The sequence below is a fragment of the Rhizobium rosettiformans W3 genome (assembly GCF_004912135.1).
Taxonomy (GTDB): Bacteria; Pseudomonadota; Alphaproteobacteria; order Rhizobiales; family Rhizobiaceae; genus Allorhizobium; species Allorhizobium rosettiformans.
Genome location: NZ_STGU01000033.1, coordinates 1 through 12,781 on the forward strand (window position 1 = coordinate 1; position 12,781 = coordinate 12,781).

The 12,781-nt window shown below is 55.8% G+C and carries 9 protein-coding genes and 1 pseudogene; 4 read left to right on the top strand and 6 right to left on the bottom strand.

What is annotated here, in order from left to right; all coding sequences use genetic code 11:
* Positions 1-130: 130 nt before the first annotated feature.
* From FAA86_RS23500 to FAA86_RS23520, 5 genes and pseudogenes are all read right to left on the bottom strand, one after another.
* A pseudogene (locus FAA86_RS23500) lies at positions 131-1,254 on the bottom strand (IS3 family transposase).
* A gap of 136 nt (positions 1,255-1,390) precedes the next feature.
* Positions 1,391-2,212 (bottom strand): FHA domain-containing protein, encoded by an 822-nt coding sequence (locus tag FAA86_RS23505; RefSeq protein WP_136543638.1) that lies wholly within the window; start codon positions 2,210-2,212, stop codon positions 1,391-1,393.
* Positions 2,209-2,895: a hypothetical protein gene (locus FAA86_RS23510; protein WP_136543640.1), complete on the bottom strand. Its 687-nt coding sequence runs from the start codon at positions 2,893-2,895 to the stop codon at positions 2,209-2,211. Before FAA86_RS23510 ends, FAA86_RS23505 begins: the two co-directional genes overlap by 4 nt.
* Positions 2,896-2,944: 49 nt before the next feature.
* Complete coding sequence (locus tag FAA86_RS23515; protein WP_136543642.1) at positions 2,945-4,606, bottom strand: peptidoglycan-binding domain-containing protein; 1,662 nt, start codon at positions 4,604-4,606, stop codon at positions 2,945-2,947.
* A gap of 26 nt (positions 4,607-4,632) precedes the next feature.
* Positions 4,633-6,321, bottom strand: coding sequence for an FHA domain-containing protein (locus FAA86_RS23520; protein ID WP_136543644.1), 1,689 nt, complete (start codon positions 6,319-6,321; stop codon positions 4,633-4,635).
* Positions 6,322-6,489: 168 nt separating this feature from the next.
* On the opposite strand from FAA86_RS23520, the gene FAA86_RS23525 reads away from it, so the two are divergent.
* From FAA86_RS23525 to FAA86_RS23540, 4 genes are all read left to right on the top strand, one after another.
* Entirely contained in the window at positions 6,490-8,793 is a 2,304-nt protein-coding gene (locus FAA86_RS23525; protein WP_136543646.1) for a serine/threonine protein kinase, read from the top strand.
* Between the two features lie 95 nt (positions 8,794-8,888).
* A complete protein-coding gene (locus tag FAA86_RS23530; protein ID WP_136543648.1) occupies positions 8,889-10,406 on the top strand; it encodes an FHA domain-containing protein in 1,518 nt (505 codons plus the stop codon).
* Positions 10,407-10,444: 38 nt separating this feature from the next.
* The gene (locus FAA86_RS23535; protein WP_136543650.1) at positions 10,445-10,993 is read left to right on the top strand and encodes an FHA domain-containing protein; all 549 of its coding nucleotides are present in this window, start codon (positions 10,445-10,447) and stop codon (positions 10,991-10,993) included.
* Complete coding sequence (locus FAA86_RS23540; RefSeq protein WP_136543652.1) at positions 10,990-11,766, top strand: PP2C family protein-serine/threonine phosphatase; 777 nt, start codon at positions 10,990-10,992, stop codon at positions 11,764-11,766. The genes FAA86_RS23535 and FAA86_RS23540 overlap by 4 nt, the downstream gene beginning before the upstream one ends.
* A gap of 179 nt (positions 11,767-11,945) precedes the next feature.
* On the opposite strand, the gene FAA86_RS23545 is transcribed toward FAA86_RS23540, so the two are convergent.
* On the bottom strand, positions 11,946-12,194 hold the full coding sequence (locus FAA86_RS23545; protein WP_136543654.1) for a hypothetical protein: 249 nt from the start codon (positions 12,192-12,194) through the stop codon (positions 11,946-11,948).
* Between the last annotated feature and the right edge of the window lie 587 nt (positions 12,195-12,781).

Sequence of the window (12,781 nt, forward strand, 5' to 3'; positions counted from 1 at the left end):
GTTCCAGTATAAGTTATTGACCGCCCCGGTATGACCGAGGCGGTTTTTGCGTTTAGAACGCTCCATCAACTCCTCAAGTTAACATCTCACATTGAGATAGTTCGTGACCTGCTCCCCTTATTGTCCGCATTTATGAGTTAGCTCTGTTCATGTTCTGGTCCTGTCGGGACCGGATTACAAACTCCCAAGGGGTCAAGCCGATGAGGCTCGTGTGGGGACGGTTCGTGGTCTAGTCGTTTCTCCAGTCTTCGATAATCTGCCCCGCATGGCGGTAGCTCGTGAAGAGGTGCTCGTTGAGGCGTTCATCACGCAGACGTCCATTGAAGCTTTCCACGAAGCCATTTTGCATCGGCTTGCGCAGCGCGATGTAATGCCACTCGATCGCGTGATCGGATGGCATTCGACGTCAGCTCGGTTCCCTCGTCCGAGACGACCATGCGGGATAGCCCGTCCTAAACGCGATCTTGTTCAACTCGCGACCGACCCGCTCGCCGCACAGCGAATTGTCGACCACGGTCGCAAGACACTCTCGGCTGAAGTCGTCGAGAACACAGAGAATCCGGAAGCGTCTGCCGTCGACCAGAGCATCCGAGACGAAGTCCAGGCTCCAGCGCTGGTTCGGCCCTTGTGGGATCGTCATCGGCGCTCGGGTTCCCAAGGCTCGCTTGCGGCCGCCACGCTTGCGCACGGTCAGCCGCTCCTCCCTGTATAGCTGATAGAGCCTCTTCCAGTTGATCTCGACGCCTTCCCGCTTCAACAGGATATGCAAGCGATGATAGCCGAAGCGACGCCTCTGGTTGGCGAGTTCTTTGAGCTTCGCGCGGATCGCGACATCATCTCCCCGCGTCGACCGATAGCGGAACACACGCGGATCGATGTCGACCAGGCTGCAAGCTCGGCGTTGCGAGTAGCCTTTTTCTTCCATTGCCAAGGTCACGGCGTCCCTCCTTGAGCCTGGCTTCAGAAATTTTTTGCGAGCATCTCCTTCAACGTCGACACATCGAGCATCGCGTCGGCCAGGAGGCGCTTCAGTCTGCCATTCTCATCTTCCAGAGCCTTCAGCCGTTTGGCCTCAGCTATTTCTATGCCGCCATACTTCGGACGCCACTTATAGAAGGTCGCATCGTTGACGCCGTATTCGCGGCACAGCTCAACAGCCGAGACCCCGGCCTGATGCTCCTTCAAAATACCGATGATCTGCGCGTCGCTGAAACGGGAACGCTTCCATTCTCTGTCTCCTTCTCCGGAGAACAGACTAACCTCAAACCGAGGACATTCCAGGGGAGCAGGTCATCTTCATGGTCTGACGAAAGGCCCGATGCATGCAACCCTGCAAATGCTCTGTTGATTGGCCTCAGGGATCACACGACCAATCGCATAGAGGTTTTGCTCATTCGGCATTTACGACCAGTCTGCTGTCGCCTAGGTGGAGCTCTTTTCCGAGTGACAACGGCACAAATTCCCGAGCCCCAATGCGTTGTCCGGCCACGTAAGTGCCATTACTGGAGGGGCTGGTCGAGTTCGCGCCATCGGCAACATATACCTGGCCCGACTTGTACTTCAAGCGGCAATGCCTCTGTGAAACCTTGTTGTCTAGGGACAAAGCCAGATCACCCCACCCAGCGAGGCGGCCAATTCTGAATACTCCGTCCACAGCAAATGTAGAAGCATCGGTAAGGCGCAGTGCCGTTCCCATGTGCGGCCCTGCCACAACACGAACAACCAGCCGCCCGCCTGTCGATGTCGTGACAGATGCAGACTTCTCGGGCGCGCGCACGGAGACTTTGCTTTGTGTGGACTTCGACCGCGTCGGAGCGACCCCGGCAAGATCAGAACGGAAAATGATCCATTCGGAGCAATTGTGAGACGGAAGCCTGTTTGGGTTCAGCGAACGCAATCCGAACCCAGATACAATCGCCAAAAAGCGTCTAATTCGCTGGCCGAACGATAGTCTCTCTCCACCTCCACAGGGTGCGACGGACAATCCAAGGCACACGCGTCCAATCGACCGACCGTTGAACAGCACCTCGAACAGGAATACGTAAAGCGCGCAGACAGCCAAGAACAAGACGATTCCGGTCAGCGCAACGGATTGGAGTACGATATCTCCTGCAGTTGCCCGCAGAGACTGCCATACGGACACACAGATCAGCAAGTCCAGGAACATTGCAGCAAGCGAGAGCTTCGCCAGGGATTTTTCCTGATAGCTCATTGACCAGCCTTCGATGCGATCACGTCCGCGAGAGAAACCAGAGTAACTCCGACGGCGGCCAGCGTGAATAGAACAAGAGTTGTGGCTCGCTGTTCGATGACGTCCAGCGCACTTTCATGGGTGAGTCGATACTTGGTCTTGGCGACGAGAGTTGCAGCGCAAATGCAGAACGTGACCAGGATTAGTGTCATGTCGATCTGAAGCCCGACGCGGTTAATATCCGTCTTGAGCAGGAAACTCGTAGACCAGGCACTCACGAACGCACCAGAAAAGATCGCCAGCGCCACCGCAACAACGGTGGATCCATCATTTTTGCGACTGGTCAGCCATGACGAGACGACAGCGCAAGTCCATCCAATCGAACACGAAAAGACTAGACTTGTCAGTACCTTCATGGGAACAGAAGCCGAAAGCAGGGCTTCGATCCCGTCAAGCATGCTTCCGCCTCCCGAAGACCTGGGAGCGGAATCCTTGGTCAACATCTCGATGATGGATGTAATACTGGCCAAGAACGCAACAAAACCCACGATAGCCTGGATTGGTGTCTCGACGAGATGACGCCAATATCGGCCGATGTCTCCTGCTACGTTTTCCATGAGGGTGCGGAAACGACCTTCCGGAATATGGAATTTCGCGCCGGCGCCCGACCTCGAAACCGCCGCCCTTCTTTTGCGTTGCGTCATGACTTCACTGCGCCTGTTCGCCCGTTCGATCCCTTATCATCGGATCGGTTCAGTAGCATTGAAGGGTGGCTGAACCATTTGGATCGTCCAGGTTCACTTCACACTGTCCCGCAAGGCTCGCCAGTTCGAACGTGCCTTCATGAACCGACGATTCCCACTTCTTCTGCTTTTCATCATGCGTAACGACAACATATTTGTAGCCGTACTGACCCTGTACGCAATTGCCGGTGAAGTATGCGGTGGCGTCGCCATTGTCCATCATCAAGGTCCCTTCCGGAGGGATGATGTTGTAGTGGTTGATCGACTTGTCCCCTTCTGGAAAATTGAAAGAGACATATACGTCACTGCCACACTGGGCTGGGATCGACTTGGCTTGAGCATTGACCTCTGACGTTGCAACCGCCACTTTCGTAGTATCGCCGGCAGGCTGAGCTTGCTGATCTGCCGCTGTGGGGATCGATGGCGTTTTGACATCCACCGCGGTATTTGGCGCTCCCGGATCAACTTTAGCCATTTCTACATTCGGCATCTGTGGAGGCTTTTCTGCTTCGACGACCATTGTTGCGGCCGGAGCAGTTTCATCCTGTCCCACAAGCTTTTTCAGCAGGTCCAGCTTCCTCAATGCCCCGTCGAGCCATGTTGCCGCTTCAGCGGCAGATCCGAAACTATCCACTGTGTTCAGCACTGCTTGCTCTTCGGAACCAGCATTGGCCATCAGGATCTGTATCCAGCTCTCCGACAGGTCATGCTTCTTGAGTTCAATCGATCCGACGGGGTTGGAAAGGACAGCCCCGGTGTCCATGACAACTTCCACTTTTCCGTCTGGCAGCAGGCGCGCTCCCTTAACCGCAGTGAGACTGCCAAATTGAAGGGCGTCTTTGGCAAACTGATTGAATTGAGATTCAGCGAGTTTGAATTCCTTGATGGTGGCGACCGCCGGAGCCAAAGCCAGATTCTGCAGTGAGCCAGAGGAAACCGGCAGAGCCGGATTCGGCGCCGAGGCCACCACCGGCATCAGCGCAGCCTTGGCGACGCCTGACGTTGGCTCATACCCCTTTTCACGCGCGAGGACGAAAAGCTCCCGACGCTGTGCCGCAGTTAGTTTCCCTGTCGGTTGGTCAAAAAGAGATTGTTGAAAGAGCGAGACCGCCTTTCGAGTTCCGGGACCATAGTCGCCATCAATCTTCTTGTCATAATAGCCAAGCTGCGCCAACCCACCTTGAATGTCACGGACATCGTCCTTGATACGCGCGGTGATCGCTGCCTGCTCGGCGCTCGTCACAGAGGCACCAGGACGCACTAAGAGCCGCTTCTGGTTACAACTCACACAACCGGCCCAACCCTGATCGCGACCGTATTTCCTCTCCATATCTTTCTGGAAAACTACGGGGGCTGCAACCAGAATCGAACCTACAATCATAGGTCCCGCTTCACCCTTGACAATGCCTCCGGCAACCAGCCCCATGCCAACGCCCTGGAGTACCGTGTCCAGGCCGATATTCGGCGTGTTGCTCTTCTTTCGTTTTTTGTTCTTGTTGTTGTTGAGCCCAAGGTTCTTTTCGACTTGCTTGAAAAATCCATCGAGGCCCTGAGCCTGGGCGGTCCCGGCTAATGAATGTGCCCCTGTTCCGAGCTGAACTCCTGGAGATGCCACGAGCATCGCCAAAGACAGTGCTACAGAAACGGAACCGAGCCCGAGTTTGTTTGCCATATTGCCCCCCAAAATTACCCGCCCCCTTAGGACGCTAGAGATAGTGATGCAGATATTCCGCCGAATTGCAATTTCTGACCCGGCACAACCCGCACGAATCCTGAAGCAACTTTGCGACCGTTAACAAAAGTGCCGTTCGCTGACTGCAGATCTTCAAGAAAGACTTGTCCATTTCGCATGACAAGCTGAGCGTGGCGCCGAGAAACGGAGGTATCATTAATGGCGACATCGTTCTCGTCAGAGCGCCCGATACGCACCAGAACAAAAGACATCTCGGAGATAGGCATCGGTCCCGAAACGGAAAACTCATGCTGGAACAGGTGGCCCTGTGCATCGAACCCGGACAGCAGCCAGAAATTGGGAGGCGATTTTTGAGACCTGCTGTTAGTATAGACTGTGAATCGGCTGGCCCCGAGCGCGATTTGGGAACCGTTTCGGATTGGACGTGATTGTTCGCCTGCCGCCACGGCACCATCAACAAGCGTACCATTGGTCGATCCCAGATCGCTGATCACGAGTCCGCCATTGGGGTGTCTTCGCAAAATTGCGTGCCTGCGCGAGACAGCCGGGTCATCCAACAGGATATCGGCGTCACCTCCTCGGCGGCCGATGGTAAAACCTCGTTCTTCGAACGCCGCGCCAACCGTCGACACCACATAGGGTGCGGACGTGCCCTCGGGAACGAATTCAACGAATTCGGCCCATTCCTCGGAAGCAATTTCAGTTTGCGAACTCGGTTCATCGGCGGCAGCCAGATCGGAAGGCAGAGCGGATTGACGAAGCCGCGGCCCTTCCCGCGCTGCTATCGCCGAAAACCCGGCCAATGCCAATCCGGCGAGAGAGAGCGCAGACGAAATGCCAATCCCAGTCATTTCCCAACGATCAATTCCAAAGTAGCAGCGTCCGGACGAAAGTATCGGGGTAATCTCTGTATTGCGGATGCCGTTGATGATCTCCCGAATGTGCACCGCACTCTCCAAAGCGCCAGGTGTTTGAAAACTTACGATACCTGTCTCGAGGGCGCGGACCACATCACCGGTCCGCATCGTCGCGGTCATGCTCAACGTATTCACACCGATAACCCGCTGGCACGCGTCAAGCAGAGGGCCGCCACTGTTTCCGGGGTTAACGTTCGCACTATGCTGAATCGTAAGGCGGACAGCACTCGCCACTTGGCGCTGAACCGTTCCTGTCGAAACAGTTGCATCGAGGTAACTTGCCTCAGCGACATCCGAAACCGAGGAAATCCTTGCGAGATCGTCAGCGGCACCCGGAAATCCAACCGCTTCGACATCATCTCTCTTTAAAAGATCGCCTTCGCTGATGTCAGCCAAGGTCAGTACCGCACCCGGTAATGCATCCTGAGAAGACAGAACTGCCAAGTCACGGTCTCTATCGAACCAGACGACCTTTGCTGGCATAGCTTTTATTGCACCGCCTACCCCATGAAGGATCCGGAGCGATGCCGCGCCAGCGATCACGTGGTAGTTCGTCACAATGGCGCCAGGTGCCGCAATTTTGAAGCCGGTGCCAAAGCTCTGCGGTCCAGACCCGGGTCCGCCCATGTTCAGAATGCGAAACACACCGCTTTCGACGTCCTTGTCCCGCTGGGCGGCAACAAAGAGTATGATACCCAGCAAGAAACTCAGGAAGGCCCCCAGCAGAAAACATGCTGGTCTGATTGCCGCAGATCTCTGCCAGATATTTTGCGCCAAGATGCCCCCCTGACGTCATTAAGACGGTTTTCAGCCACAACGCCCCCGCGCAGCATCCAATTTATGCTTTAAAACGCGGTACCGACACAACAAGGTTTCATCTGCCATCCTTGATTTCTTTGCCGGCGTGCTTCTATCATTTGTTGCGGGTCGTCTGGGTTGGGATCGATGGAATACAAAAATGCACTGCCAGCAAACACCATGCTGCGGCAGTACCGGATCGAGAAGGTGTTAGGCCAAGGGGGCTTCGGCATCACCTATCTGGCATATGATGTCGAGTTGCAGCGCCAGGTCGCCATCAAGGAGTGCTATCCCCGCGATTTCGTTATGCGCGAGGGGACGGCCGTGACCTCGGCTACCCCTCAAAACGAAGTCGATTATAAGTGGGCACTGGGCAAGTTCATGGACGAAGCGACCACTCTCGCCAAGTTCCGACATCCCGGCATCGTCCAGGTCCTGCAGATCCTCAAGGAAGAGAATAACACCGCTTACATGGTGCTTGAGTTTGTCAGAGGCCAGTCTCTTGATAACTGGCTGAAGACGCTTCCCGGTCCGCCGAGCCAGGCACAACTCGACTCTATCCTCCAGCCCATTCTCGACGCTCTTTCATCGGTACATCGAGAGAACATTGCCCATCGTGATATAGCGCCGGACAACATCTACATCCGGCCTTCAGGCGAAGCTCTCCTTTTGGATTTCGGTGCCGCGCGCCTGACACTTGGACAACACAGCAAGACTCTCAATCTTGTGGTCAAGGACGGCTATTCGGCGCCGGAACAATACTACTCGGAGGGGCGCCAAGGCCCTTGGACCGATATCTACGCGCTCTCTGCCACGTTGTATCGCTGCATTGCCGGCAAGAAGCCACCTGATGCGATGGCGCGGCTGGACGCGATAAACAACGGTGAGCCCGATCCAATGACGTCGCTTGAGGCGATGGGTGTCGAAGGCTACAGCAGTGAATATCTTGCCGCCATCCAGAAGGGCCTCGCCCCCCAGACAAAGTCTCGCCCGCAAAGTATTCAGGCGTGGCGCAAGGATCTGGTGGGGGATGCTATCTCCGCCGCGCCGGCCATCTCGCATGTTGTGACCTCGACGCAAACAAAACCGGATCGAGGTGGCCTTTCAAAGTCAAAGCCAGCAAAGCCCCAGGGCTCACACTTGGTCGCATACGTTTCGGCCGCGGTTTTGATGATTGCTGCGGGGGCGGGATACTGGCTCTATCAGGGGCACTTGCAAGCGGAGGAAGCGCAGGCGTGGGCTACCGCCTCGGAGCTAGACAATGAAAGCACCTATGCCTCGTTTATCAGGGACTACCCTGACAGTCCGAAGGTTGATCAGGCGCGCCAAAACGTGGCCGCATTGTCTTCCGCTTGGGATGTGACCCTCGGAGACGGTCGCAAGGGTGAAGCGCTGGCATCTGCAACGCGGGACAATCTCATCACCGTGGCAGGCTACGAAGTTTTCGATACGCCGCTCAAGCAGCAGGCGGTCGTGTATCGCCTGTCCAGAAGCGGCAAAATTGTCTGGACAGCGGCATTTGGTGAGGCCGGTGAGGATGTCTTCCACGCTGTCACACAACTGGCGGACGGAAGCGTGATCGCGGTAGGCGAAGCAACCACATCAGGGGATACAAGATCTGATGCGATCGTCGCGCGTTTCACGCCAAAGGGTGAGGTCGCATGGGCCCGCCGTTTCGGTGGGCCTGGTTCAGACCGTCTATTGTCTGTCGTACAACGTGCATCCGGAAACTTTGTCAGCGTCGGCACGACGACCAAGAACATCAACAGCCTGGCCCAAGGATGGATGCTTGAGATATCCCCACAGGGAGAACTCATCGACGATCGCAATTTTGACCACCCCGACGGTGGGATGTTCACGAGTGTGGTCGAGACCGTAGGGGGAGGTTTGGTGGCCGCGGGCCAGACCGGGGATCTGGCCGGTTCTGATCCCGATTTCTGGATCATACGACTTTCGTCAGACGGAGCTGTACTTCTCGACCGCCAGCCGGGCGGGAGCGGTGTCGATCGCATCAATGGAATGACGGTGGGGGCGAATGGCGACATTTTGCTCGCGGGCGAAACCACAAGCTTTGGCACAAGCACGGCAGATGGCATCATCCTGCGCCTGACTCCAGACAACAAGATGCCGCCGAAAGTGCTGGCCAAACAAGGCCAAGACCGCCTCGCAAGCATTGCCACCGACTCAGGTGGCTATGTTTATGCTGCCGGATCAAGCGATTCTGCGGGAACTGAGTATTCCTCCGCTTGGATCGTCAAGCTCTCTCCAGACCTCAGAACCACCGTGTGGGAGAGTACCGGCACCGACAGTTCGGAAACTATGTCTCGGACCCTCTCACTGATGGACGACGGGTCCATTATTGTTGCCGGAAGAACGACAGATCTTGACACCAATCGGCCGAGTTTTCGAATTCACCGCATGTTTCCGGATCGTGACGAAAGCGGAAGCTGAATATTGCCCTTTCCTCTTCCTTTACACCACGGGTTGATACCTCTAGTGTTTTCGCGGGGTAAGAAGCGGAATAATTCGGGTATGGGGGCCCTTGTATGCGTCTAAGCTTGTCTGTATTTGCTGCCGCGTTCATCTTGTCGGGCGTCGCCTATGGCGCTGATCAAGGCGTTGTTTCGACGTGTATGGTCACGGGAGAAAAAACGGATCCCAGAGCGAGTTGCGACGTTCGCCTCCTCAACCCGGTACAGGTGAAAAAAGCGACAATCCTGGCCGGTGACAAGCCGCTGGCTGGCTCAACCTTCAACTCCTTTGAAGATGGTGACGGGAAGGCAGCTTGGTTCTTCCTGATCGACAGGTCCAATCCTGCCCGTTCCGCCACAGTGAAGCGCAGTATCGCCCTCGTCAAAAGCCTCTATGCACAGGCCAATGCACGGAACATTATGGCAGTGGGAACATTTGCCGAAGATCTCCGCGTCATCATATCGCCAGGAGATCCCTATGCGGATTTTGACAGCCGTTTTGCAAGCGTGAAGGCTGACGGCGCGGCGACGGCCTTTTATTTCACCGCGATAAAGGCAATTGATATTCTCAAAAAGGTCCCAGCCGAACGGCGTGCACTTGTGTTGATTTCCGACGGCAAGGCGGAAGACACAGCCTACAGCCGCGAAGATGTCGTCAAGCATGCGAAAGAGGTGGGCGTTGTCATCTATGGAGTAGGCATCGCTGAGAAACGCTCCGAGACCGTATATCTTCAAGAGGTTGAACGACTTGCATCCGAAACAGACGGCCCGTTTGTTTCCAGCGTCGGAAACCAGGACCTTCCGGTTGAATTCATCGCCAATTTCACTCGACATCTGACGAACGGCGGCCAAATCACGGCACCTCTCGGTACTCTATCCGGCGAAATGACGATTGCGCCCCGTTTGGTCCTTGTGGATGGAACGACCATCGAGGGAGAAAAAGCGAATGCCTTCGTTGCGCCACAGCCAGCCCCAGAGCCGGCGCCGATAAAGGCTGCGCCAGTTCCGCCTCCACCCGAACCGCGTCCTCTCATCGCCGAAATATATGCTGCCTTTGACCCGATCTTGCCCGGAAGTCGTGATTGGGCTGCGGACAATGAGACTTTTGCGTGGATCCTGTTGCTGGGCATTCCGCTTGTTATCGTCGGAATCTCGGCTCTCCTGGTGCTCCGCAATGCCAAACAGGCTGCCAAGCCGGATATTGCTGTGGTCGGAGATGGAGCCGACAACCATGAAACTCTCTACACCCAGCCGATGCGAGCGGATGAAAATCCCAGCCCGTTGCTCGCGTCCGGCGAACCTTTCGGCTTTTTTGAATCGATGGACGGCAGTGATTTGCGATTCGAGATCCGAGAGCGAAACATCACCATTGGACGGCATTCCGAGAATGATTTTCAACTTGAAGATGACAGCGTACACCGCCACCACGCGGTGTTTCACATACTCCCCGGTCAGCCTCCCGTCATCACCGATCTGGATACGGTGAATGGCGTTGTTGTGAATGGTCAAAGAGTTGCGAAGGCCGAGTTGCTCTCCGGCGACGTGATCAGCCTGGGAGAAACAAGCTTTCGGTTTGTTGCAATCGAAAATTGAAATGACTGTCGAACCAGATATTCGAAAGAAGGCCTGCCATGAGCGATGACGAGCGCACACGCCTCCTGAAACCTGTATCCAAACCAAATGAAGCTGAAGAGGCTACGCGGGTCATAAGCGGTTCAAGTCACGCAGCGGACCGACCACGCCCTCAAGAATCCAATGACGCCGTAACCCGTCTGGCATCGTCATCGCCGCGCCCCCGGACGCCGAGCGGTCCGGAACAAGAGCACGAGTTGGTTGCCGGTTGGCTGGTTGTCGTTTCCGGCCCGGGCAGAGGTCATTCGCTGGAAATCTACTTCGGCATGAACAGTCTCGGCCGCGCGACTAACCAGCGTATCCCTCTCGATTTTGGCGATGAGAGCATTTCGCGCGAGGCGCATGCTTTTGTCGTGTTCGACGACATGCAGCAAGACTTCTACATTCAGCATGGTGGCAAGACGAACCTAGTTCGTCTGAATGGCAAACCGGTCCTGGCACCAATGGAACTAGCCCACGGGGATATGATCGACATTGGCTCGACACGGCTCATGTTCGTTCCGCTGTGCTCGGAAAACTTCAACTGGTCCAGTTTAGAAGACAAATGACGGTAGAGTGGGAGTTTGCAGCAAGCCAGATTTTAGGTCGCCGTGAAGAGCAAGAGGATTACTGCGAAGTCCATGGTAACGATGGTCAATTCCTGTGCGTGCTGGCAGATGGCATGGGAGGGCATGCTGCCGGGGCGACGGCCGCTAAACTCGCTGTGACCAAATTCATACAGACGGCCACTGGAACATCTGGACCAGCCTCAGACGAATTTCTGCCGGCACTCAACGCAGCAAATGAAGCCATTGCTCGACACGTCTCCGACAACCCGCACGATCAAGGAATGGGATGTACGCTTATAGCCGTGGAACTCGGTCATAGAGGCTTTAGATGGCTGAGCGTCGGCGATTCCATAGTGCTTCTGAAGACGCAGTCTGAACTTTCCCGCATCAACGCGGATCATTCAATGGCGGGACGATTGGCCATTGCGGTCAAGAATGGCGAGATAAGCGCCGAGGAAGCGCGCAAAAGTCCATCACGTCATCTCCTTCTCTCAGCCGTGACAGGTGATCCGATCCACAGATTGGACTACAGTCCAACGGGTAGGAGCGTGGCCGTAGGAGATATCCTGATCATTGCGAGCGACGGCCTGGACAGCCTGGATAATCAAGAGATCGACGAAATCCTGAAGGCGCAAAGCGGTGTTGAGATCGGTGCACTCAGCCAATATCTGCTGGAGGCTGTGGCAGCAAAGGACCACCCCCGTCAGGACAACGCGACCGTTATAGTTGCACGGGCCGTAAAATTGCCCGATACTGGAAATCGAGCGCGGTGATATCGGCGGTCAACGCCGCTTCGGGAAGCTGAGTCTTAGTGATCTTGCGCTGCCTGGAACGATGCTGCTCCCGTGTCAGAGCAATGCCGTTGAAGCGGATAGTTCAGTAATTCTGCTTTACCCGACAAACGGTGGGGTTCAGTGCTCTAGACCCGGGTTTTGTACAAGTCTCCGCGCAATCAGGCCCCCGCAACCAACGTGACTTGAATCTGCTGCCACTCAAGTCGTTTCCTTGAAAGCTCCTCAGCGTAACCCGCGAGGAGCTTTTTCTTTTTGGCTTCCGTGTCGGTCTCGCCAGATGCCATACGCGACATCAGGTCGTTCTGAGCGGCTGCGATGAACTGCTGCTGCAGGACATCGAGCACGTCCATGGATGCCATGATGTGGGCGATGTCGTCATGCACCTGCAGGCTTGCCGGCTGGTGCATGGCGTCTTGCCGATGACAACGGTCTGGATGAGGTCCCGTACGATCGGCGTCAGCCGCTGTTTGACCGCTTCGTCGGCGTTGTCGCGAGCGAGGAAGATCAGCTTGCGGATCCCAATCTCGATGTTTGCCGGGTTAAACTGCGCCTTCAGCTTCTCGATCTTCCCCTGAAAATCCTCTGCCGGCTCTTCGACTGTCGCCAGGTCTCGGGCGAGCAGACGTCGCTAGCCGCTATCTTATCCGCTTGGTCCAGTTTTTCACCACACATTGCTGTTTAGCAGGGTTGCTGCGGGCCAACTTCAGCCTCTTGCGGACAAGGCGGATTGCTGTCGGGGGAGCAACGAAGCCTTTTGCTAAACGCTGCGGTGAAGGCGCTAGCAGATTCGTAACCAATCTTATCCGCTATCCGGTCAAGCGAGTGTCCACCGCTCAGCAAGGACTGTTTAGTGATTGCAAAACGCCCAGCGAGCCAAATGTTCAAATGACGCGCACCTGATAATATCGTTGGAACGTGCAGCGAAACCGAATCTCGATAATCGAGCTATTCTGGCAAGATCGGCTACCGCCCACCTCGTGTGGGCGTCTCCGTG